The 24,443-nt window shown below is 55.5% G+C and carries 16 protein-coding genes, 1 pseudogene and 1 other annotated feature; of the genes and pseudogenes, 1 reads left to right on the forward strand and 16 read right to left on the reverse strand.

From position 1 onward, the window contains the following. Window positions 1-103: 103 nt before the first annotated feature. From MKY12_RS24430 to MKY12_RS24470, 9 genes are all read right to left on the reverse strand, one after another. Window positions 104-1,459 (reverse strand): SPOR domain-containing protein, encoded by a 1,356-nt coding sequence (locus MKY12_RS24430; RefSeq protein WP_339311285.1) that lies wholly within the window; start codon window positions 1,457-1,459, stop codon window positions 104-106. 76 nt (window positions 1,460-1,535) lie between these two features. Further along, complete coding sequence (locus MKY12_RS24435) at window positions 1,536-2,723, reverse strand: glycosyltransferase (RefSeq protein ID WP_339311287.1); 1,188 nt, start codon at window positions 2,721-2,723, stop codon at window positions 1,536-1,538. A 175-nt stretch (window positions 2,724-2,898) separates the two neighbouring features. Then, window positions 2,899-4,080, reverse strand: a complete 1,182-nt coding sequence (locus tag MKY12_RS24440; protein WP_339311289.1) for a glycosyltransferase family 4 protein — start codon at window positions 4,078-4,080, stop codon at window positions 2,899-2,901. Between the two features lie 228 nt (window positions 4,081-4,308). Next, window positions 4,309-5,685, reverse strand: a complete 1,377-nt coding sequence (murC, locus tag MKY12_RS24445) for a UDP-N-acetylmuramate--L-alanine ligase (RefSeq protein WP_036725920.1) — start codon at window positions 5,683-5,685, stop codon at window positions 4,309-4,311. A 7-nt stretch (window positions 5,686-5,692) separates the two neighbouring features. Continuing rightward, window positions 5,693-7,069, reverse strand: a complete 1,377-nt coding sequence (locus MKY12_RS24450) for a folylpolyglutamate synthase/dihydrofolate synthase family protein (protein ID WP_339311290.1) — start codon at window positions 7,067-7,069, stop codon at window positions 5,693-5,695. Window positions 7,070-7,074: 5 nt separating this feature from the next. Then, window positions 7,075-9,711: a valine--tRNA ligase gene (locus tag MKY12_RS24455; protein ID WP_339314971.1), complete on the reverse strand. Its 2,637-nt coding sequence runs from the start codon at window positions 9,709-9,711 to the stop codon at window positions 7,075-7,077. Window positions 9,712-9,870: 159 nt separating this feature from the next. Further along, window positions 9,871-10,155: a binding site (T-box leader), on the reverse strand. A gap of 92 nt (window positions 10,156-10,247) precedes the next feature. Then, window positions 10,248-10,910 carry a stalk domain-containing protein gene (locus tag MKY12_RS24460; RefSeq protein WP_339250524.1) on the reverse strand — a complete coding sequence of 221 codons (663 nt, stop codon included), beginning with the start codon at window positions 10,908-10,910 and terminating at the stop codon, window positions 10,248-10,250. A gap of 605 nt (window positions 10,911-11,515) precedes the next feature. Further along, window positions 11,516-12,880 carry a LysM peptidoglycan-binding domain-containing protein gene (locus MKY12_RS24465; protein WP_339250526.1) on the reverse strand — a complete coding sequence of 455 codons (1,365 nt, stop codon included), beginning with the start codon at window positions 12,878-12,880 and terminating at the stop codon, window positions 11,516-11,518. Window positions 12,881-13,015: 135 nt separating this feature from the next. Further along, window positions 13,016-14,437 carry a glycosyltransferase family 4 protein gene (locus tag MKY12_RS24470; RefSeq protein WP_339250528.1) on the reverse strand — a complete coding sequence of 474 codons (1,422 nt, stop codon included), beginning with the start codon at window positions 14,435-14,437 and terminating at the stop codon, window positions 13,016-13,018. A gap of 195 nt (window positions 14,438-14,632) precedes the next feature. Between MKY12_RS24470 and MKY12_RS24475 the strand changes: the two genes are divergently transcribed. Then, window positions 14,633-15,874 carry a GGDEF domain-containing protein gene (locus tag MKY12_RS24475; protein ID WP_339311292.1) on the forward strand — a complete coding sequence of 414 codons (1,242 nt, stop codon included), beginning with the start codon at window positions 14,633-14,635 and terminating at the stop codon, window positions 15,872-15,874. Window positions 15,875-16,541: 667 nt separating this feature from the next. Here MKY12_RS24475 and MKY12_RS24480 read toward each other — a convergent pair. The 7 genes and pseudogenes from MKY12_RS24480 to cobA all read right to left on the reverse strand — a co-directional run bounded on the left by MKY12_RS24480 (window position 16,542) and on the right by cobA (window position 24,398). Next, complete coding sequence (locus tag MKY12_RS24480) at window positions 16,542-17,402, reverse strand: neutral zinc metallopeptidase (RefSeq protein ID WP_209876981.1); 861 nt, start codon at window positions 17,400-17,402, stop codon at window positions 16,542-16,544. A 194-nt stretch (window positions 17,403-17,596) separates the two neighbouring features. Beyond that, window positions 17,597-18,148: a hypothetical protein gene (locus MKY12_RS24485; RefSeq protein WP_209876979.1), complete on the reverse strand. Its 552-nt coding sequence runs from the start codon at window positions 18,146-18,148 to the stop codon at window positions 17,597-17,599. 182 nt (window positions 18,149-18,330) lie between these two features. Further along, window positions 18,331-18,750, reverse strand: a complete 420-nt coding sequence (locus MKY12_RS24490; protein WP_339250536.1) for a hypothetical protein — start codon at window positions 18,748-18,750, stop codon at window positions 18,331-18,333. Window positions 18,751-19,532: 782 nt separating this feature from the next. Continuing rightward, a pseudogene (locus MKY12_RS24495) lies at window positions 19,533-20,258 on the reverse strand (RNA pseudouridine synthase); the annotation flags it as partial. Window positions 20,259-20,383: 125 nt separating this feature from the next. Continuing rightward, on the reverse strand, window positions 20,384-21,685 hold the full coding sequence (hemL, locus tag MKY12_RS24500) for a glutamate-1-semialdehyde 2,1-aminomutase (protein WP_339250538.1): 1,302 nt from the start codon (window positions 21,683-21,685) through the stop codon (window positions 20,384-20,386). Between the two features lie 18 nt (window positions 21,686-21,703). Then, window positions 21,704-22,702, reverse strand: a complete 999-nt coding sequence (gene hemB, locus MKY12_RS24505) for a porphobilinogen synthase (protein ID WP_339311294.1) — start codon at window positions 22,700-22,702, stop codon at window positions 21,704-21,706. Between the two features lie 148 nt (window positions 22,703-22,850). Continuing rightward, entirely contained in the window at window positions 22,851-24,398 is a 1,548-nt protein-coding gene (gene cobA / locus MKY12_RS24510; RefSeq protein ID WP_339311296.1) for a uroporphyrinogen-III C-methyltransferase, read from the reverse strand. Window positions 24,399-24,443: the final 45 nt, after the last annotated feature.

Genomic DNA, 24,443 nt, shown 5'->3' on the forward strand with positions numbered 1-24,443 from the left:
GCAGGATTACGTCTGGAAATACAGCAATCCCCCGCCGGGCAAACGCCTGGTACGGGGGATCATTTATTTAGCCTATAGTCAGCGGTGAATTACGCCTCAGCTGTCAGCTCATGGCGGACAACAGGCTTTTCTGGCCGGTCAGGAAGCTCATCATGGCCTCCTGCACCTCCCAGAGCAGCCCCTCCGCCTTATTCTTATTGTATTCGTTCAAGGCGGCTATCCCCTGGCTCATAGATTTCTCCAGCCCGTCAGCGATTCTCTGCCCTTCCGGTGTGAGGCCCGGCTCCAGTGCCTTGACTGCCTGGGTCCACTGCATATGGAGATCGCTTACCGCTCCGCCAGCGTTCCCGCTGTCCCCCCCGCCAAGCAGGGAGGCAGACAAGCTGCTGAGCTCGCTTAACAGCTGGCTGCTAAGCTTGAAGTAGCTGTCCACCGCCGCCGCCGTTCCGGTATAGCGGACCTGGTTCACCGCTGGCAGGGCCACTTCTCTCACGTACAGCTCGATGCCCTGCCCCTTAAGGCCATTGCTGAGCAGCTTGGCCTGCTCACGGTCAGGAGACAATCCGGCGTACACACGGTTGCCGTCTGCCGGGTCAAGACCTGCGGCAAGGCCGGCGGTCAGCAGCTCCTGCCGGGCCTGCTCCGCTCCTGCCGGTGTACTGAAGACGCCATATTGCAGCAGATAATAGCTCTGCGGCGCAACCTGAACCGGAATCTGCGTGCTCACCGCTTCTCCCGTCTGCTCAGGAGGCACGCCCGTAATGTCTGCCGCGTTACCGCTGTTTGCCGCCTTTTGCCCCTGAGTAATCCCTGTCTTAACCGCTTCATTGCCGGGAGCTTTAGAAGTCTCCCCCGTCCCTCCTGTGATGAACGACAGGGCTGCGTATCCGAGCAGAATTCCCGTTCCCAGCGCTCCAGCGACGGACAGTGCGAACTTCCACCAATACGAGGGACGGCGGGTATGATAAGAGCCGCCGTAGCTATTCCCTTGAACTCCGGATGGATCATGACTGTCTGTAGCGGATTCACGGTTATCTTCATACAGCGGGTAGTACTCATCTGCTGAATGCAGACCTTCTTCATCTGCCCCTCCATAGAAGGAATGATCCTCCGAATCTTCACTCTCTTCCCATAGATGCCTTGCAGAAGCAGGACGGACAACAGAATACAGCCCCAAATCATAGTTATCCTCAGGAGCTTTCGGTTTCCGGCGGCCGGAGCCCGGGGGCTTCAAGTAATCTGCCTCTACAGGCCGGGGCAACTCCACCTTCTCCAGATCCACAATATATTCATCAGCCTTGGAATAGGAGGATGTCTTAATTTCCCCGCGCCGCACCTTGTCAGTGTCCTTATTCTCCAGAACCACACCGGTTTCGTTCACTGCCCGGCGCTCTGCCGTCTCTGTCCGCTGTCTGCCCTGGTTCCCGTCGAAGCGGAATGTCATTCTTCCGTTATTCAATACCCTCACCTCGCGATCTTCAGTTCTATACTGAAAGATATGAAAGATGCGAGAGAGATATGCTATTTTAATATATTTACACCAGACTAAGCAGCTTCGCCTTCACGCCGTCTGCTGCATAATGCCTGCTCAGTGTCCGGTAGGCCTGATCTGCAATAATGGAGCCAAGCTCCGGCGTGGTCAGCAGCCTGATCAGATGATCCGCAGTGTCAGCCGTTGTTCCTGCCAGCAGGATATTCCGTCCCGGCTCACAGAGCAGCTCCTCCGAGCCCTTCAGGCTGCTGACCACCGGCGTGCGGAGGGCCCAGGCCTCCAGAATGCTGCTTTGAGCGCCGCAGTCCTCGCAGCATGAGGCAACCACAGCTCTGGCCCTGCGGATATAATCGGCTGTCTGTATAGCTTCACTGATAATTAAAATAGAAGAGTCCTTCCGGACGGCAGCTGCGACCTCTGCGTGCACCTCTCTGCTAATAATGCAGCAGCGGATATCCGGCACCGCCGCCCGAATCAGCGGATATACCTTCTTGAAGAACAGCAGCGCTGCATTCTTGCCGTCAGTAGAATACATGTTCCAGTGCAGAACGATGGAGTTATCCTTGGCAGTATCTCCCGCAGCTGCATAAGGGGGGGCACTCAGATTAATGTACGGCGGAACAACATGCACCTTGCCTGCATCGGCAAAGGATAGCGCCTTAAAGGACAGCGCCTCATCTTCTGAAGCAGCCAGCAGCAGGCTGGTCTTGTTCATTAACCGGCGCTCTTCGCGGCGGATCAGCGCATCATTCAGCTTGCGGTAGCCTGTACTTATTCCCCGCTTGCCAGCCGCCCGGCTCTGCACCCGTATACCACCGGCACGGCGGGCGTCGGTGACGATAACAGCCCCGGGAAGCAGCGAGGCGACCAGATCCAGCCCATTGCCGAGCATGGCATATGAGACAAACACATGGCTGTAGGCATGCTGGCTGCACATCTCGGTTATTACCGCCCGCAGCGACTTGTCATTGCCGATCATCGAGGCATCCTTGCGGAGCCTGTTCAGCGGAAACAGCAGGCTTCTGCGGGTGGACGCAGGCCGCTTCACCTGATGCACGGTCAGGGCAGGACTGCGCAGAATCTGCGTCTCGCGGCGGTGGTAGCAATACTCCAGCAGATCAATATCAAACCGCTCCAGCAGCATATTAAGGAAATTCTCTGTTCTGATGTCTCCTTCCCGGTCTCCCGGTGTGTGACTACGGGCAGAAAGGAACAGCATTCTCTCTCTCATGGCTATAGCTCCTTGGTTCTATGTAAATGTGTATGAATATGTACGAAACAAAAAAGGCCGGATGACATCCAGCCCAGAAATGTGAAACTTTCGATGTAGATCTATAGTAACGCAATCCCTCTGAGAAGGTTGTCGATTTATGGGGAAAAATAATTTTTCCACCTTCCACATCCCTTCAGACCAGACGAAGCAGCTTATCCTTGACACTTTGCGCCTCATAATTCGCCAGCAGAATCTCGTATGCACGGTCCGCAAGCACTACTCCTCTTTCATGATCCTGAAGCAGCAGTGTCACACTATCGGCAAAGGAAACCGGGTCATCGGCAATCATAATATTCTGCGAATGCTCATAGAGCAGCCCTTCTGCCCCCTTGGAACTGGATACGACAGGAGTCCTCAGCGCCCAGGCTTCCAGAATTTTCAGCCTTGTCCCGCTGCCTTCCAGGAGCGGAGCTACGACCACCTGCGCCTTGCGTATATAATCCGCCACACTGTCCACATACCCGGTGATGACGATAGACGAATCCTTCAAGGCCAGTGCCGCTACCTCCGGGTGCACATCCCGTCCGACAATATACCACTTAATGTCCGGTACCCTCGCCTTAATCAGAGGATATACCTCACGGTAGAAGTAGAGGGCTGCGTTAATGTTAGGGAAGTAGTTCATATTACCCGGAAGAATAATCCACTGCTCCTTGGACAGCAACGTCTTGGCCCGGTAATCCTCCATGCGTATGAAATTGGGAATGACATGAACCTTCTGCGACCGGCTTGGAGCCAGTGCCTTGAAGGCCAGAGCATCCTCTTCCGAAGTCGTCAGCAGCAGATGGGTCTTGTCCATCAGCTTCAGCTCATCCCTGCGCGTCCATATAGCATTAAGGAAATAGTAGACCTTGGCGATCCCCTTTTTACCGCCTGCCAGCTGTGCAGACAGTCCGCTCTCGAAATTATGCGCATCGGTAATGATCACAATGTCAGGCAAGCAGCGCTGTACAATGTCGATGCAGCAGCCCAGCAGGCTGTGCGAAATAAATACATGACCGTAGGAATTCCGGCTGCAGAGCTCTATAATCTTGGCCTTCATGTCCACATCAACATGGCTCATATACGAGCAGTTCCGCCAGGTATAGAGGGAACGGAGAAGCGCTCTGCGGTAGCTGACCGTACGCTCTACTTCATGCACTGTAAGTGACGGAAGTCCCTCCGGCATCCCTGTCTTCCGGGGATTGGCATAGGTGATAAGCTCTACCTCATATTTGGCGAGCAGAAGCTTCAGAATATTGCCTGTTCTCAGCTTGCCCCCGCTATCCTGCGGATATGGATTCTCTGCGGAAATGAATAGCAACGATTCCTTCATGGCCTCTTCTCCTACTCTCCAATGATCAATTCGCCCTGGACTGCCCGGGACATCTAGGATCTATTACCCAAGTTCGGGTGCTTGACCACGCAGTTCCTTCCCCGCTGCCGAGCTGGCGCTCAATCCTGCGATTCTATGGGGAATATAGTAACTTCGTATGCAAAAAACGGCCCTACACTCCCTATTAAAGGAATGTAGAGCCGTTTCTGTAATCAATGCGATGCTATCTTACCGGTTCTTCAGGCTGTCTGCCAGCGCATAACCGACCTTCCAGATATCGCCTGCACCCATGGTGATGACCAGATCACCGGGAGCGATCCGGTTCTGCAGATCTGCCAGCACAGCTTCCTTCGTCGGCAGATGCCGCGCACCGGCGTTGCTGTTCTGTACGATCAGCTCTACCAGCTTGGCGGAGGTGACGCCCTCAATCTGCTTCTCACCCGCAGGGGAGTAGATATCGGTAATAATCACTTCGTCCGCCTCGCTGAACGCACGGCTGAACGCATCCAGCAGGAAGAAGGTACGCGTGTAGCGCTGCGGCTGGAACACGGCGATAATGCGTTTGCCGGTTGCCTTGGCGGCGCTGATCGTAGCCTGAATCTCTGTGGGATGATGCGCATAATCATCAATGACGAGAATCTCGTCAACCTCGCCCAGCACCTGGAAGCGCCGTTTGGCGCCATGGAACTTCACAATCGCAGCCGCAATGGCTTCAAAGGCAATGCCCGATTTCAGACAAGAAATCACTGCCGCCATGGAGTTATACAGATTGTATTGTCCCGGAATAGAGAGCTCAATCCGGCCTAGCACCTCAGTTCCATGGTTCATCGTATAGGATACCTGCCGGTCGCCGAGAACAATATCAGTCGCTGTATAATCAGCCGTCTCTGATTCGATCCCATAGCTGATCACTGTACCTTTTACCTTAGGCAGCAGGGATTTCAGATTCTCATCATCCGCACATACGATAGCTGTCCCGTCCTCGCGCAGCTGATTCATGAACTGAACATAAGCATCCTTCAGCTTGCCGAAGTCGCCGCCGTAGTTCTCCAGATGGTCAGCTTCTATGTTCGTAACGATTCCCAGCCAAGGATGGTATTGCAGGAACGAGCCGTCACTCTCATCGGCTTCTGCCACGACGAATTCCCCTTGTCCCGCTTTGGCATTCGTGCCGACATTCATAATCTCCCCGCCGATAATGTAGGTAGGGTCCACGCCGCAGTCTTCCATCACCAGAGCAATCATGGAAGAGGTGGTAGTCTTGCCGTGCGCTCCTGCCACCGCAACGCCCTTGCGTTCATTCAGCAGCCGGGCCAGCATCTGCGAGCGGTGCAGAATCGGAATTTTCAAACGCTCCGCTTCCACCCATTCCACATTATCCGCGGCAAGCGCCGTGGAATAGACGACCAGATCCGCGCCTTTTACCTGCTCCGCCGTATGCCCGATGAAGACCTTGGCACCTTTGGCAATCAATTTCTCCGTTAACTCCTGGGCAGCTACGTCAGAGCCTGTAACTGTATATCCCATCTCCAGCATCACCCGGGCAATCGCGCTCATACCATAGCCGCCGATCCCTATAAAATGCACACGTTCAGTAGTATCCAACAGTTCGTCACCAGCCTTTTTCAGAATCGGGTTGCCGTAAAAGCGTACTGCGCACATCAGAAATCAAATACAGCGTTCCGGACACAACTGCAAGGTCATCGTCCGCTGTGATCGTCTGCAGCTTCTGCAGCGCTTGGCCCCAATTACGTTCTACTATGATTTCCAAGTTTTCCTTGGCATATTTACTCCGCAGACTTTCTGCGATCGCCTGCAGATCTTCCGCGTCCATTTTCTTACGGAAATCCGGTTCGGTCAGGATGAGCGTATCCACTATAGGCAGTATATGCTTGAGATACGACTCGTGATGCTTATTTGCCAGCATCCCCATGAGCAAATTTAATTTACCGTAAGGCTGGAACTGCGGAAGGCTCTTCGCAAGGCTCTCAGCCCCTTCCGGATTGTGCGCGCCGTCCAGAATAATTCTGGGCGAGACGCTCACTTCCTCCAGTCTTCCGGCCCAGAATGTGCCCCGGAAGCCCTCCAGCACATCCTCGTCCTCCAGCATGAAGGCCATATACTGCCGCAGCACCTCAAGCGTCATCATGGCCCCGGCCGCATTCTCCAGCTGGTGCTCGCCTTTCATAGCAATATCCAGCTCAAGCCCGCGGAATGGCCCATTGAAGGTAAAGTGCTGGCAGCCGTCTCTCTGCTCAACATTACTATAGCTGAAATCTTCTCCCGCTAAATAGAGTGTCGAGCGGGTAGCCGCCGCCTTGGCCTTCAATACAGCTACAGCCTCGGGCTGGCTTACACAGCTGACTACAGGAACGCCCGGCTTAATAATCCCGGCTTTCTCGCCGGCAATCAGCGTAAGCGTATCTCCCAGCACATCGGTATGGTCATGTCCCACATTGGTAATGACCGACACAACCGGAGTAACGATATTCGTTACATCCAGCCTTCCCCCAAGCCCCGTCTCCCATACGACTACATCGGGATAACAGACTTCGCCGTAATAGAGAATCGCGAGCGCCGTCGCCACCTCGAACATGGTCGGTGAGCCTAGCTCAGTGCCCGCAATCTCCTGGACCAGCGGACGCAGCTGATTGGCAAGCGCAAGCAGCGTCTCCTCAGGAATATCCGTCCCGTTGTACTGGAACCGGTTCGTGAACTTCGTGATATAAGGAGAGGTGAAGGTCCCCACCGAATATCCGCTCTGAATAAGGGCCGAGGTCAAAAAGGCGCAGGTCGAGCCCTTGCCGTTGGTCCCCGCCACATGAATGAACTTAAGCTTCCGGTGCGGATGTCCGAGCTTCTCCATTAGCAGCTCTATCCGCTCCAGACCCGGCCGGATTCCAAAAGGAATCAGGCTGTTGATCCAGTCTACGGCTTCTGTATAAGAACTTAAGGGAGTGGCAGCGCCGCTCCGGGTGATCTCTTCCATGTCTGTTATCCTCTCAGTTCTGCAATACGGGCCAGCACCTTCTCGCGTCTGTCGGAATAATCCGCCTGCTTCGCCCGTTCCTCTTCGATGACTTTCACCGGAGCTTTGGCCACAAAGCCCTGATTACTGAGCTTCTTCTCCACACGCTCCACTTCGCTGTTCAGGGTCTGAACTTCTTTTTCGAGACGAATAATCTCCTGATCGATATCAATCAGACCGGACAGCGGCAGAAGCAGCTCCGCTCCGGTAACCACGGCGGACATCATTTTATCCGGCGTCTGCGGCGCAAGGCCTGCTTCGAAGGAAGAGGTGTTGCAGAAGCGCCCGATGTAATTGTCGTTGCGGGAAATAATGTCCAGGGTGTCCTGGCTGCCGGCCTTGATAATCAGCTCGACCTTCTTGCTCATTGGCGCATTCACTTCCGCACGGATACCGCGAACGGCCCGGATAATATCCATCAGCAGGTTCATCTCTGATACTGCCTGCGGATTCTCAAGCGCCGCATCGTACTTCGGCCACTCGGCCAAGGTGATGGATTCGCCCTGATGCGGCAGATGCTGCCAGATCTCCTCCGTAATGAACGGCATGAACGGGTGAATCAGCCGCAGTGTGCGGTCCAGCACGTAAGCCAGAACAGACTGAGTCTTGGCCTTGGCAGCTGCGTCCGCTCCGTATAACGAGAGCTTGGCGAATTCAATATACCAGTCACACAGATCATCCCAGATGAAGTTGTAGAGCAGGCGTCCGGTCTCGCCGAACTCGTACGAGTCAATTAGACGCGTAATATCGCGGGAAGTTTCGTTCAGGCGGTGCAGAATCCAGCGGTCCGCTGTGCCAAGCTCACCTGTAATGTCAATATCTTCAAAGGCTACGCCTTCCAGATTCATCAGCGCGAACCGGGAGGCATTCCAGATCTTGTTGGCAAAATTACGCGCCTGCTCTACCTTTTCCATACGGAACCGCAGATCCTGGCCCGCTGTACTGCCGGTAGTAATCATATAGCGCATGGCGTCAGCGCCGTACTGCTCGATAACATCCAGCGGATCAATACCGTTGCCCAGAGACTTGGACATCTTGCGTCCTTCGGCATCGCGTACGAGTCCGTGCATCAGCACATCGGAGAACGGCTTCTGGCCAGTGAATTCCATGGCTGAGAAAATCATGCGCGCTACCCAGAAGTAGATGATATCGTAGCCGGTAACCAGTACATTGTTCGGATAGTAACGCTGATAGTCGCTGCTGTCCTGATCAGGCCAGCCTAAGGTAGCGAACGGCCAGAGGTTCGAGCTGAACCAGGTATCCAGAACATCCTCATCCTGCTTCAGGTCGGACAGCCCGCTGATGCGGCGTGCTTCTTCTTCATCATGTGCAACTACAAGCTCCCCGGTGGATTCAGAGTACCAGGCCGGAATACGGTGGCCCCACCACAGTTGGCGGGAGATACACCAGTCGCGGACATTCTCGATCCAGTTCAGGTACGTCTTCTCGAAGCGGTCCGGCACGAAATGGACCCCGTCACCGTCCTTCTGTGCAGCGATGGCTGCTTCTGCCAGCGGCTGCATTTTGACGAACCACTGGGTGGACAGATAAGGCTCTACTACGGCCCCGGAACGCTCACTGTGCCCAACCTGGTGTACATGATCCTCAATGGAGATCAGCACGCCTTGCTCCTTCAGGTCGGCTACGATGGCCTTACGGCAGTCGCTGCGGTCCATTCCCTGGTAAGCGCCCGCTTCCTCATTCATCACTCCGCCTTCATCCATTACGTTGATCTGCGGAAGGTTATGGCGGACTCCCATCTCGAAGTCGTTCGGATCATGCGCCGGTGTAATCTTAACTGCACCGCTGCCGAATTCCTTATCTACGTATTCATCGGCAATAACCGGAATCTCACGTAAGGTAACCGGCAGAATCAGCGTCTTACCGATCAGATCCTTATAGCGCTCATCCTCCGGATGTACCGCTACCGCTGTATCGCCCAGCATCGTCTCGGGCCGCGTGGTAGCCACCGTGATATGGCCGCTGCCATCCTTCAGCGGATAACGCAGATGGTACAGATGCCCGTTCACTTCCTTGTATTCAACCTCGATATCCGACAGCGCTGTACGGGCAGCCGGGTCCCAGTTAATAATCCGCTTGCCGCGATAGATCAGGCCCTTCTGGTACAGCTCCACAAATACCTTGCTTACCGCCTTCTTCATTCCATCATCAAAGGTAAAGCGTTCGCGGGAGTAATCGAGGGACAGGCCCATCTTAGCCCACTGGTCATGAATTGTCTCTGCATACTGGTCTTTCCAGGCCCACACCTGCTCCAGGAACTTCTCGCGTCCCAGATCATGGCGGGAGATTCCCTGCTGGCGCAGCTTCTGCTCTACCTTGGTCTGTGTAGCAATCCCTGCATGGTCTGTACCCGGCAGCCACAGGGTATCATACCCCTGCATCCGCTTGGTGCGGATCAGCACATCCTGAAGCGTGAAATCCAGCGCATGTCCGATATGCAGCATTCCTGTTACATTCGGCGGCGGAATCACGATGCTGTAAGGCTCCGCATCCGGGCGCTTGCCGGCTTCGAAGAAGCCCTTCTCCATCCAGTACGCATACCATTTCTTCTCTGCCGCTCCCGGATCATATGTAGTCGGCATGTCGCTCTGCTTGTGATTAGCTGAAGCGGTAGCTTCTGCCGCTTCCTGCCCGTTCGGCAGCTCTGCTGCTGCATTGTTGTTATCAGCCATTGTGAACCCTCCACTGTTAAATGTATTGAGTAGCTAGCGGTTTCTGAGAATACAAAAAGGCCCTTCGTCTCAAAGGACGAAAGGCCATTCTTTCGCGGTACCACCTTTGTTTCGCGCCAATAAAAAATAAACCACTGCCTTAAGTTCCCTTACAGGTTCCTGAAGCTTAGCGCGACACTCATGCAGGGTAACGGCTGCAACCGGCCGCATCCTAACCCGTCTTCATGATGAAGACAAGCTCAGAAGGGCAACTCCGGGGCGACTTCGGGGGCTGCATCCTGCGGGAATTCACACCAATGATAATCCCGCTCTCTGAAGGGCTGACCGCCTACTCTTCCCGTTCCCAGTCTTTATGCTAGTTATTACTTAGTTCAATAATACATTCAGTGTTATCCCTAGTCAACCAGCATATACACAAAGGGCGCGCAGCAGACGTACATTGATGCCTACTCCCCGCTCCAGATCACTTGAACCACATTGAAGCCCTGATGGCTGCCCGTTCCGGGAGCGCCATCCAGCGTAACAGAGAATGTGCTTCCGGCATCAATAATCGAGAAGGCTGAGGCGGAGACTTCCTCAGACTTGGAGGTAGCTCCTTTTTGCACAAAATAGTCCTTGTACGTATTGCCGAGCGTCTCCAGGCTCTGCTTCGTACGGTAGCTGAAGGTTGCGGACGGCTTACCGGTCGCCGAGCCTTCGATCAGATCAAATATCTTCGCGTCCGCCGGAAGCGGGAAATCCGCCGGCAGGCTCTTCGGCCGCTTCACAGAATCTGCTGGTGTTCCAGTGGACGAGCCGCCGGAGGAGACAGCCGGAGCTGCAGCATCACCGATGATGACCCGGCTGGTTGAAGCATCGTAAGTAACAGCAGTGTTCAGCGCTTCGCCGATGGAGCGTACAGGCAGATAAGTGATGCCGTTATAGGTAATCGGGGCGAGGGTTTTGCCGTTGCCGTCTTTGGGCGTGTACGCCTGGCCGTTCACGACGATCCCGATTTTGTTGTTCAGGAGCGCCTTGATCTCCTGCAGATTACTGGCGGCGTAGACACCGGCCGAGACTGTGAGCGTCAAGCTTAGTGCGGCCGCAGTGGCTGCCACTTTTCTCTTCATGTGATATATCATCCTTCCAGAAGTAGTGTACCAGCGCATAGCTGCCTGAATGTGTAATGTATGTAGGCCGGTAGTGACTATTACCCCCGGCTGAACGGTTTGTAAACCAGAAGCGGAGATCGTATATACAGGCCGCATAATAAAAAACGCTTGGGAAGTGGAAACGGCTTACCTGCGCGCCAGCAAAATGTATGCTGTTTTCCGCATACATTCGGGACATATGCCTGCGTGCCAGCAAATGTATGCTGTTTTCCGCATACATTCGGGACATATGCCTGCGCGCCAGCAAATGTATGCTGTTTTCCGCATACATTCGGGACATATGCCTGCGCGCCAGCACAATGTATGCTGTTTTCCGCATACATTCGGGCCATATGCCTGCGTGCCAGCACAATGTATGCTGTTTTCCGCATACATTCGGGGCACATGCCCGCGCGCCAGCAAATGTATGCTGTTTTCCGCATACATTCAGGGCACAAGTAAAAAACACTTATCTACAACAGAAGAGAATCATAATTTCCTATACAACAAAGAAACAGGAACAGCCCCATCCGTAAGGCAAGGGCTGTTCCTGTTAAGCCTGAATTCTCCGCACAGCGTCAATCTCAAGGAATGTATAATACCTGTCCCTCTTCTACAATCTGACCGGACAGCCGGTTATACATAGTCAGCTCCCGGGTGCTTAGCTGGTATTTCTCGGCTATGGTATCCAGCGTCTCTTCCCGCTGCACGATGCAGAGCCGTACCTTGCGGAACAGCTCTGTCCCGCCCATCCCGCCGATGAACCGGCTCTTCCACGCTGTATCATTGCCTGCCTCAGGAACAGCCTGCGCTACAGAGTCTATATTGCCCGAGAGCAGCTCCTCCTGCTCTCTGTTGGCGCGGCTTGCGCTGAGCAGCGAGGAGAAGGTGAGCGGCTCCTGCTCGGCGGCTCCCGGTTCTTTTTTGCTGCCAAGGGCAACCTTGAGATCCTGCTTCTCCTCCTGGGGAGACAAAGATTCCGCAGACAGGAAGACTTCATTGTCTGTGGCCTGGATCTCCTCTGCCGCCTCCCCTCCTTCGTTCCCTTCAAACAGCGCAGCAGCATCGTTGGCAGCGGAGGTAAACACCGGCTCCGGCTGCGACACGGCATGAAGCTTCGCATTGCCCCAATGATCCACAGTGTTCAAGGCAGCGGTGCCTGTCTGAAGCGTGGTGTCCTCCTGAACCGAGCCGTTCACAGCCGCTGGTGCCGTCTTCTCTCTGGAGGTGAGGAAGTGAGCGGAGGCCTTATCAGCCGCCGGCTTGCTGCCTGCCGAAGAAGCCGTATCCAGGCTATGGGTCCTTACTCTGGGTTCCTTGTCCTTCAGGGGTGTGGAGAGATAGGCCGCGGGCTGGCTGTAAGAAGTATCTTCCGCGTACAGCGGCTCAGCTGCTGCCTCAGCCGGAGCAGCGGAGTTCTGATCTTCCGCAGAGCCCTCTGCAGTCCCTTCGCCATAGGTCCAGAGCGAATTCTCATACAGGGTATCATTCTCGGGATTGCGGATTATCTCCTCAGCCGCCCTGCTGTCTCCTGCCTCCGGCGAATACGCTACCGTGTATTCCTCCTGCTGCCAGGCCGGCTGTACATCTGCACTTCCGATTCCGCGTAGCGAGAGCACTCCGGTAATGTTGACGGTTCGCATCGTCAGCAGATCAATATCGAAATTCTCGATCTCCACCCCTATGTCATCAAGTGAGCTGACCCGGGTCAGCGGAACAGTGATTTCAACAGGAATTGCATGCTCCAGACGCTGTGTAAGGTCATCCTCCCCCCGGTAGAGTCCGGTGAGCAGCAGTTGTCCGTGCAGCTCGGCCCGGTCCTCCCGCTGGATGACCTGGATGTCGGGAACCAGCTCGACTTCCTCCAGCTCTGCTATTCCCGGAAGCTCTTCCGAAAGGTGAATGCGTTCATAAATATCAAACCGCAAGCCATGGGACTGGTCAAACACGGGAAATGTCCTCCTTCTTGGCATAATCTATCCCTGAGACAAGCCCAGAGTATAAGCCCAAAATGTTACTCCCCTCATGTATATGCTTCAATCAGGCAGGCATGACAACTTTGCCGCTTCAATTGCGGACAGCGCCTATGCCAGGGGAGGAAGGGCCGTACGTGCATCAGGAATAGAGTAGTGCTGCGGAAGCTTGACACGCATCGTTACGGCAAGCGGATTCCCCGGATCACCCTCGTTAAGCACATCTGCCGGATGAAAAGCTGCCGGCAGCGCACCCGCGCCCGGTTCTTCCCCAAACCGGAGGTGATCCGGAATTCCCGGCCGGCCCGCCCGCAGATTGACCGCTCTCTGGTATACATGCAGCGTACCCGCAGCCATGACATCCAGCGAACGGGTCTGCTCTGCCCAGCGCTTAGCCTGGAGGCCGGTGCGTCTTCTCAGTCCCTCATCCCCCAGCAGCTGCTCCATCTGCAGGGCGAGCTGAGCGGCATCTCCGGGAGGAACAATCCAGCCCGTCTCTCCCTGCCGGACCATCTCCGGCATGCCTGCGGTTCCGGCGACAATCGGCGCGATCCCGGCAAGCTGCGCTTCTGTAACCGAGAAAGGCTGCGTATCCTGGAGTGAGGGCTGCACATAGATGTCGGCAGCCCGGAGTGCAGCCGGAATATTGTTCAATTTCCCGGTGAAATGGACCTTCCCGGCGATACCCAGCAGGCGGGCCTGCTCCATGAGCTCCTCCAGGAGGCTGCCGATTCCGGCCACCGCACAGATCCACCGCTGACAGCGCTGCTCCAGAATGCCTAGCGCCTCTATCAGCACATGGACGCCTTTAATATATTCAAGACGTCCGGCATACATGATTACAGGGATTCCTTCTGCAAATTGAAGCGGCGGCGTCTCTGCGGCCCTGGCTGCATATTGATGCAGGTCCAACCCGTACGGCAAGGTATGAATACGGTCCGGGCTGACCCCCAGGCTCTGCGTAAGCTGTCCGATCCACTCCGAAGAGACCAGAATCTGGTCAGCCGCCTGGGCACCCAGTGTCTCAAGCCTACGGAAGTAGCTCCAGATCGGCCGCTGCTCATAGGCCTCCCGGGTCAGTCCGGGCTCAAGTCCTTTGTACTCATAGTAGGTCTCCTTGGTCAATGCCCCATGAACACTTGCGACCAGCGGAACAGGACGGCGCATGATCCGCCGCAGTGCATATGTGGCTATAGGGTCCTGGGCATGAATGACATCATATTCCTCCAGCCCCAGCACAGCGGCGCCGCCCTCGAATACGTAACGCCCCAGCTCAAAGCTGAAGATGCCATGCTCCAGATGCAGCGAGGGGAACCGGCCGATATCAAGCTGGGGCAGCAGCAGCGAATAGAAGGCTTTTTTATCAAAAGACTCCGTCCGGTTGAGCAAATACAATGTATTGTTCTCCACATGGCTGCCCATCAGTGTAACGGAATGGCCCTGCTCGCCCAGCTTGTCGGCCAGCTGCTTCATATACGTCCAAATTCCGCCCATATTGGTGAGGCCCCAGTAGGTGACCAGCAATATCTTCATGCATTCCTCTCCCCGGCTATAGATGTATTTAGGTACAGGAGCAGTCTGCTCCACCCTAATCAGAATAGTATATGTAGGCTGCGGGCAGGCGGAAAGGGATATATGATCATTCCCTGCAAATTTCAAAAATATCTTTTAATCAAGAATCATCTTTTCGGGTATAATCGGTATAAATCCTGAAAGGAAATTTCCGACATGTCAAAAGCGAGGGTATTTGACCTTTTTCTATTTGTCGCATCCCTGGCTATAGCCTTCATTCCCGCGCATGCTGTAGTCCTGGACGCTACCTATATAAAAGCATTACTGCTATACACTATCTTCTCCAGCATCTACTTTCAATTGCGGATTGTGACCCGGAGCGGGAACTCAACAATCGATTATGCCATCAGCTATACCTCCTCCTTCGGGATTTTTGCCGGTCCGCTCGGCACGCTCCTGTTCGAGACTGTATACCGGTTCATCGTATATTTCTATAAAAAGAAAACAAAAACCGCCGATCCCGGAGAGTTCCTGGATACCTTCTACAATATCGGTTCGTTCACACTGGGCGGCTCTGCTGCGTACTATCTGTATACGGCGCTCTCTCCCCTGGCGGACAAGCTTCCTCTCGGATACTGGCTGTTGTTCCTGCTCGTGGTCTGCGTTACCACCCTGCTGTCCTCCACCTTCCTGGTGCTGACCTTTGCCTTGTCGGGAGATATCAAGACACGCCGGGAAGCGAGGAACCTACTGTTCCGAAGCCGGAATCTGCTGGATTTCAGCAAGGTGGCTCTTAGTAATGCTCTGCTGCTGCGGCTGCTGCAAATGGAGAAATGGGAGATGCTGATCGCCCTGTTCCTGCTCAACTATGTAGTCAGTATCTCGTTCTATTCGAAGTCGCAGAGTGCCCAGCACAAGTATGAACGCGACAAATTCGAGCAGATGGCTTACCGCGACTTCCTGACCGGAACCTATAACCGGGCGCATATGGACAAGATGATGAAGGAGCTGAACCAGAGCGGGGAGTACATCGGAATTGTAGTGGCGGATATCGACCGGTTCAAAAAAATCAATGACAGCTACAACCACGCCGTTGGTGACCGGGTTATTGTTCATTTTGCCAAGACGCTGCAGAAGCATCTGCAGGAGCAGGATATTCTGTTCCGCAGCGGCGGGGAAGAGTTCACGCTCTTTCTAAGGGACAAGACCTTCGAGGAGTGCAGGACGCAGATTCAGGAGATTCTGGACAGCCTTCACGGTCACACCGTAAGTGCAGAATTCGAGGAGCAGATCATCCGCGTGCCCTATTCGGCATCCTTCGGACTCTTTTACTATAAGGCAGACCCGGATCAGAAGACCTCTATGGAAAAAGGGTATGTCTATGCCGACCAGCTCCTGCTGGAGTCCAAGAAGCTTGGCCGCAACCGTCTGTCTTACCGGAATGATGTGCAGCCGTAAGCACATGTTCCCGCGCAGGGGGACGGCGTGAGAGGGACGGGCAGAACCCGCCAAATTGTATGCTGTTTTTGGCATACATTTGATCCGTGCGCCTGCGCGGAAGCACATTGTATGCTGTTTTTGGCATACATTCGGCCCGTGCGCCTGCGCGGGAGCACTTTGTATGCTGTTTTTGGCATACATTTAGCCCGTGCGCCTGCGCGGGAAGCACATTGTATGCTGTTTTTGGCATACATTTGGTCCGTGCGCCTGCGCGGCAGCACATTATATGCTGTTTTTGGCATACATTTAGCCCGTGCGCCTGCGCGGGAGCACAATGTATGCTGTTTTTGGCATACATTTGGTCCGTGCGCCTGCGCGGGAGCACAATGTATGCTGTTTTTGGCATACATTCGGTCCGGGCGCCTGCGCGGGAGCACATTGTATGCTGTTTTTGGCATACATTCGGCCCGTGCGCCTGCGCGGGAGCACATTGTATGCTGTTTTTGGCATACATTCGGTCCGGGCGCCTGCGCGGGAGCACATTGTATGCTGTTTTTAGCATACATTCCAGCTTCCCGGCGGAGCAGAAACGGCTCCTCATAATAATGTCCCTAATAAGAACAAGAGCCGTCCTCCGTCAAGCGGATGGGCGGCTCTTAGTGTTCTTATTTCGGAATGCCGGCGGCTACAGTTCAGCAGCCTTGAAGGTATCTCCACCGGCAATCGTGCCGGAGTTAAAGCCCTTATAGAACCAGCGCTTGCGTTGTTCGGAGGTTCCGTGTGTGAAGCTGTCGGGCACCACATACCCTTGCGCCCGCTTCTGGATCGTATCATCACCCACCGCGCTCGCAGCAGTTAGCGCCTCTTCGAGATCTCCTTCCTCCAGCAGATTCTGGCCCTGAACATGATGCGCCCATACCCCGGCATAATAATCGGCCTGCAGCTCGAAGCGGACCTGAACCTTGTTGAATTCAGTCTCGCTGAGACGCTGGCGCTCTGAATTCAGCTGCTCGGAAGCGCCCAGCAGGGTCTGCACATGATGACCCACCTCGTGGGCAATCACATACGCCATGGCGAAGTCGCCCGGCGCCTTGAACTGCTGCTGCAGCTCATCGTAGAAGCTGAGATCGATATACAGCTTGGCATCCCCCGGGCAATAGAACGGGCCGACGGCCGAGCTCGCGGTTCCGCAGGCAGAATTCACGCTGCCGCTGTAGAGCACTAGCGTCGGATCCTGGTAAGTCATTCCCTGCTCCTTGAAGATATCGGACCAGACATCCTCGGTATCGGCCAGCACCACGGACACGAACTCGGACAGCTCCTTCTCCTGGGCGCTCTGTTCATAGGGGACGCTTGAGTTTGTGCCCGAACCGGTTGAGGTCAGATTCCCCATAATATCGCCGATGTTCCCGCCGCTCAGCAGCGTAACAATTACTATAATCACAATCCCGCTGATTCCGCCGCCAATCAGCTTGCCCCCGCCTCCGCCGCCGCGGCCTCTGCGGTCTTCCACATTAGAACTGCCTCTTCTACCCTGCCATTTCATGGCCTTCCCCCCAGTTATGAATACTCGCGCATGCTGATGTATTTGTACTTATTACTGTTATACCCATAATTGCAGGGGTGCCACTCTCTTTAACAGCGGAGCCGGTCTGTCGACAAATGGAAACAGCATAGCAAAACCCCTCCACAGCCGCAGCCATGAAGGGGTTAACATCGTTTAAATGATGGAACAGCTGTTTATTTTGCAGCTTTGGCCGCACTTAGAATGGCCTTCAGGTAACCTTGAGTATCCACCAGAGTTGCACCGCTTACAGCGTCAACAACTTGCTCTTTGCTTTTGTTAGTCAGTGTAGCTTCAAGGGATTTTATAGTTTTGCCTGTTGCGAATTTCTCGATAGCCGCCAGGTTCTTGTCATAGGCTACTGTCGATTTGGCTTCTTCCGTCATGTGCTCACTGTAGTATTTGGCGTTGGTCTTCTTGGAGGCCAGCACCATATTAGGGTCTTTGTAATTCTTGCCAAAATCCTTGTCCGAGTTCGGTACGCCAGTAGCTACATCGCTGCCCAGGAACTGATAATCATCCAGCGAAGCCGCAACGATTACGCCATTCTGGACTACAGCAACCGCTACGGTGAAGCATTTGGTGCCATGGGCAGCCGCTTCCACCCGGCCCACCTTAAGCGGTGCACTCGCCGCCGAAGTAACATTGTTCAGAGCGCCGCTGTTCCCTACCCCGACCAGTGCCAATGAGATGCCGGCCACGAGCATTAACTTAGTAACTTTTTTCACAAATATTCCCCCAGTTCATCAAATAGACTGCGCTTACATAATATTTTTATCAATATATTGGAAGCCCGTCAGTTACAAATGTTACTGGAAATCTGCAAATATCTGGATTGTAAATGCGCAGAGGGAAATTAAAGGGGATATTTGGAGACCAAGCTGCCAAAATAGCAGTCAGCCTCCATAGATTAGCTGCACTTCTCTTTAACCGTCACCTTGTCATTCGTGATTATGACCTTGGAATATCCGGATAAAGTTTCGGTGTAGGAGCATACTCCGATGGTTTTGGGAACGTCCGGTTCTCTCGGGTCCGAATACTTCAGATAAACTCCGCCTTCACCGCTTAAGCTAAGCCGGGGCTTAATTTTTACTGTTTTTCCGCTTTTGAGTATCTTGCCAACTTCGTCTACTGAGGCCTCCGCTGATGCGCCGGTTACCACTCCCGTCTCCAGAATACTCAGCTCAAAGTCCGATTGATTGTCCACCGTCACCCGGAAGCTCTGAAGCTGGGCAACCAGACCCAGTACACCGTAGTTGTTGTTCAGTTGCACAACCGCCATTATTCCGGCGGCAATCACCAGGGTCGAGAAGGCTAAGATTCCTAACACTCTGCGATTCCATCTCAATCTCACAGCCAGATCATCTCCTCATATTAGTAAGACGGGCTTGAGCGCGGAAATGTATCAGAGGACACGTGGGCTAACTGGTGGCTACAATGAAATAAGTGGAAAAAGGGCAACTGTTCACCAGTAAATCTACGAATATCCGGCAACAGTTGGAACAACAACACTTATATAACCTGAAAATAAACATATAGGACATATTGAGGAAATTAGATGCCCTAAATCCACTTAACGTTCCCTGGAGAGTAATAGTGCGTAAATTAAATAACATAAATCCACTTCTTGTTCGATGTTTCGGCTGGGGGAGGTCGCACTGAACAACAACTAAAAAGCCGAGCCGCAATCCTCCAGATATCAGAGAAACGCGGCCCGGCTGGGCATGGCATCTATTGAGTTACTTAACTTCACGGAACCGATTAGGTAATGGCCTACTCCTGATCTACGCCGCCGATTTGCTCGCGCAGGCGACGCATATCCTCCGGCCAGGGATCAGATACCTCGATCTTGCTTCGGGTCCAGGGGTGGGCGAAAATCAGCTTCTCGCCATGCAGTGCCTGGCGGTCGGAACTCTCCTGCTTCGCCTTGACTCCCGGCTTCGAAGGTGGAGCTGGCGGCTGCTTGCCTTGGACTTGCAAACCAGGGGTAAGGCCTGCCTTCTCCTGCTCTTCGAACCAGGCCGTAATGGCAGATTTCACCTGACCAGGCTCCGAACGAAGGGGCTGCTTCTCCTTAAGGCTGTGGCCGGAAGGAATACCCGCAGTATGCCAGGCCGATCCTCCATAGAGGTCGTCCCCGAAGAGCGGATGCCCCGCATGGCTGAGGTGGACACGAATCTGATGCGTCCGGCCCGTCTCCAGTTGCAGCTTCACTACGGTCCCGCCGGGCAGGGCTTCGCGTCCCACAATCCGTGTTACCGCCTCCTGCCCTCCCGGGGATACCCGCCTGCGCGCCGCATGATGGCGGTCACGGCCGATCGGGGCATCGATCACCGTAAGCTCCGGCGGCACTATGCCTTCAACAATCGCGGCATACAGGCGGGATACGTTCTTCTCACGCATATCCTCATCCAGCACAAGCTGGGCGTATTCATTCTTCGCATACAACACAGGTCCAGTAGTATCCTTGTCCAGCCGGTGGATATGGCGGACGGCAATCCCTCCGCCGGAGGCCGCATAATGCGCGGCTACGAGATGATCCAGCGTCACTTCCGTGCTGCTTCCGTCCGGATGAACCGCCTGACCCGCAGGCTTGTGGACCACAAGGCAGAAGTCGTCCTCGAACAGCACCTCAGCCGCAGCCTCCTGCCATACCGGCTCTATTCCGGCTTCCCGGTGAGGGAACAGGGCCAGCCGCAGCCGGTCGCCCCGCCACTGGATGCCGTTCTCGCGGCGCAGCCGGGCGTGCAGCTTCGCTGGCATCCCGGCTACGCCCAGCAGCCAGGCATCGATGGCGGCCTGCTTGTCGGCAGCCGCTGTAATGACCCGGCCAGGCATGGCTTCCAGCCATTCGCCGCGCCGGGTCCACTTGCCGCCGCCCGCGAAGGGGCCGCTGGCGCCATCACTTCCGTCTTGGATCTCGCCGCCGCCATGCTGGCCGGACAGCTCCTCCGGTCCAGCCGTCATAGCGATTTCAGGGCCTGATAATGGCCCGCAATCGTATCGTCAATATCCTGCTCGCTATGCGCAGCGGATACGAACATGCCTTCGAACTGGGAGGGCGGAACGCTGATGCCCTGATCCAGCATTTTGCCGAAATAACGCTTGAACAGCTCCAGGTTACTGGTCTTGGCCGTCTCGAAGTTAATGACCGGCTCCTCCGTGAAGAACGGACATACCATCGAGCCCACGCGGTTAATCGTCAGCGGAACTCCCGTCTCCTGCGCATTGCGCTTAAGTCCGGCTTCCAGTCTCGCTCCAAGCGACTCCAGACGGGTGTAGACCTCAGGGGTCAGCAGCGCAAGCGTGCTGTAGCCCGCCGCCATCGCCAGCGGATTCCCGCTGAGTGTGCCCGCCTGATAGATCGGGCCGGACGGGGCGATCTGCTCCATGATCTCTCTTTTGCCGCCGTAAGCCCCTACAGGCAGACCGCCGCCAATCACCTTGCCGAAGCAGGTCAGATCCGGATCCATCCCGAACAGCCCCTGCGCACATCCCCGGTCCACACGGAAGCCGGTCATCACCTCGTCAAAAATCAGCAACGCCCCGTACCCTGTCGTCACCTTGCGGAGACCCTCCAAGAAGCCCGGAAGCGGAGGCACTACGCCCATATTTCCGGCGATCGGCTCAACGATGATAGCGGCAATCTCGTTGCCGTAACGTTCAAACGCGATTTTGACCCCGTCCAGGTCATTATAAGGTACCGTGATCGTATTCACGGCCACACCTTCCGGCACGCCCGGACTATCCGGCAGCCCCAGGGTCGCCACCCCGGAACCGGCCTTAATCAGCAGGCTGTCGGCATGGCCGTGATAGGAGCCTTCGAATTTGAGGATTTTGCTGCGTCCGGTATAGCCGCGGGCCAGTCTGATCGCGCTCATGGTTGCTTCCGTTCCCGAGTTCACCATGCGGACAATGTCCACCGAGGCTACGCGTTCTACCACGGTTTTGGCCATAGCGGTCTCAAGCAGGGTCGGCGCGCCGAAGCTTGTCCCTCTGGCCGCAGTCTCCTGCAGCGCCTTCACCACCTCAGGATGGGCATGTCCCATAATCAGCGGTCCCCACGAGCAGACGTAGTCAATGAAGCTGTTGCCGTCAATATCGTAGATCCGTGAGCCTTCGCCCCTCTCCACATAGACCGGGGTCAATCCTACGGATTTGAATGCCCGGACCGGGCTGTTCACCCCGCCGGGAATATATTGTTTTGCCTCTTCAAAAGCCATGCGGGAAGCCTCTTCCCGGCGGTTCAACGGCATATTGCCCATGCTTGTTCCCTCCTGATCCTAGCCGCGCAGCCAGCGGGCTGCGTCCTTGGCGAAATAGGTAATAATTATATCTGCTCCGGCGCGCTTCATGCCGGTCAGCATCTCCAGCACAACCGCCTGCTCATCGATCCAGCCCTGCTGCGCAGCCGCCTTGACCATCGAGTACTCACCGCTGACGTTGTAGGCTACAAGCGGCAGATCGAACTGGTCGCGGATGGTGCGGATGACATCCAGATAAGCTAGCGCAGGCTTCACCATCAGCATGTCCGCACCTTCCAGCACATCGGAATCCGCTTCGCGAATCGCTTCCCGCAGGTTGGCCGGGTCCATCTGATACGTCTTGCGGTTGCCGAACTGGGGAGCGGAATCTGCCGCTTCGCGGAACGGGCCGTAGAAGGCAGAGGCGTATTTTACCGAATAGGACATGATCGGCACCTGCTCGAAGCCATTCGCATCGAGTCCGGCACGGATCGCCTGCACGAAGCCATCCATCATGTTGGACGGCGCGATAATATCCGCCCCTGCCCGGGCCTGCGAGACCGCCGTGCGGGTCAGCAGCTCAAGCGAAGCATCGTTGATGACATCCCCGTGCACCACACCGTCCACTGTATGGGTATGCACCATGCCGCAGTGGCCGTGGTCGGTGAATTCACACAGGCAGGTATCGGCGACAACCAGCAGGTCGGGATACCACTTTTTGATCAGACGCGTGGCTTCCTGCACAATGCCATCGTCTGCGAAGCCGGACGAGCCAACCGCATCCTTCGTCTCGGGAATACCGAACAGCAGTACCGCCGAAATGCCGAGGGAAGCAATCTCATCCACCTCCGCCTTCAGCGTATCCAGCGAGAAATGATAGACGCCGGGCATGGAGCTGATCTCATTCTTCACACCTGTTCCATAGGTTACAAAAATCGGCTGGATGAAATCCAGCACATTCAGAACGGTCTCGCGCACCATGCCGCGAATACCGGCCGACCCGCGCAAACGGCGGTGTCTGGTTATTGGAAAGCTCATTTGTTGTATCCTCCTGTTCAGTAAGTATATAATCACATCTATTCGTCTTAAGCAGTATTGAGATGTTAAAGTTATCGCTGCCAGTAGGCCAGACCCGATTGCAATGCTCAAAGACATTGCTGACAGATACAGATCCGGCAGGAACAGGCTATCTCAGCCTCGTCGATTCATTCCAGCGGCACAGCTCCTGCACCAGTCCCTCGATGGTGGCTTCTTCCGGGAGCAGTCCCGGAGTGAGGCCCGCTTCGACTGCGGTCTGCTCGGTAACCGGGCCGATGCAGGCAATCTTGACGCCCGCCAGCAGAGTAAGCGGATCTTCCAGGCCCATTCTCTTCAGAATGCCGAGGAAATTGCGCACCGTGGACGAGCTGGTGAAGGTTACCGCATGGATGCGCTTCTCCTCCAGCAGCTTCACCAGCTCAATATCATCCTCCCCGGTGACAATCGTCTCATACGTATCCACCTCGGTCACTTCCAGCCCCAGCTCCCTCAGTTTCGCCGGCAGCCACTCACGCGCCAGGTCGCCGCGCGGCAGCAGCACCTTCTGCCCGGACTTAAGCTCGGGGCCGAAGGTTTCGATCAGCCCTTCCGCCTGAAAGCGTCCGGGCAGCTCCTCGGAGATCAGCCCGCGCTCTGCGAGCGCCGCCGCCGTCCCCGGTCCCACTGCGCACAGCCGCGCCCCGTGCAAGCTGCGGATATCCAGCTTCTGCTGCGTCAGATGACGCATGAAGAAGTCTACGCCGTTCGGACTGGTGAAGAACACCCAGTCGTACGCCGCAAGCCCGCCAAGAGCCGCAGCGATCTCCGCCTGCTTGCCCGCATCCCGCTGCATCACCGTCTCAATGACCGGGAACTCATACGGCTCGCCGCCCAGCTCCTCGATCCGGTCCACCAGCTCGCTTGCCTGCGCGCGCGCCCGCGTCACTACAATGCGCTTGCCGAACAGCGGCAGCGCCTCCACCCACATCAGGTGCTCCCGCTGGAGCACAACATCACCGACCACAATAACCGCAGGCGGCTGAAAATCCGCTGCCGTAACCTTCGCCTCAATATCGGCCAGCGTACCGGTCAGCGTCTCCTGATCCGCACGGGTTCCCCAGCGCACCAGCGCCACCGGGGTCTCCGGCGGACGTCCGTGCTTCATCAGCTGGGCGCTGATGTAGCCGATTTTGGCGACACCCATCAGGAATACCAGCGTGCCTGTCGCATTCGTTACTTTATCCCATTGAATGGAATGATCCAGCTTATCCGGGCTCTCATGGCCGGTAATAATCGACAGGGAAGACGATGCCTCCCGGTGGGTCACCGGAATACCGGCATACGCCGGGACGCTGATGGCCGAGGTAATGCCAGGCACAATCTCATAGTAGATGCCGTTCCTGCGCAGCAGCTCCGCTTCTTCACCCACCCGGCCAAAAATCACGGGGTCCCCGCCCTTCAGACGCACCACCGTTTTGCCCTCCAATGCGAGATCTACCAGCAGCTGATTAATATCCTCCTGCTTCATCGTATGGCGGTCCGAAAGCTTGCCTACGTATATTTTCTCACCGCCGGGCTTCATCCATTTCAGCAGCCTTGGACTGGCCAGCCTGTCATAGACCAGCACATCGGCCTTCCGGATACACTCCAGCCCCTTGACTGTAATCAGCTTCGCATCCCCCGGACCTGCACCTACCAGATATACCTTCCCCGCCATCTCCGTCATCCCCTTATCCCTCTACACATGCGATTCTGGCCTGCA

Source organism: Paenibacillus sp. FSL M7-0896 (assembly GCF_037975415.1).
GTDB classification, from domain to species: domain Bacteria; phylum Bacillota; class Bacilli; order Paenibacillales; family Paenibacillaceae; genus Paenibacillus_AQ; species Paenibacillus_AQ silagei.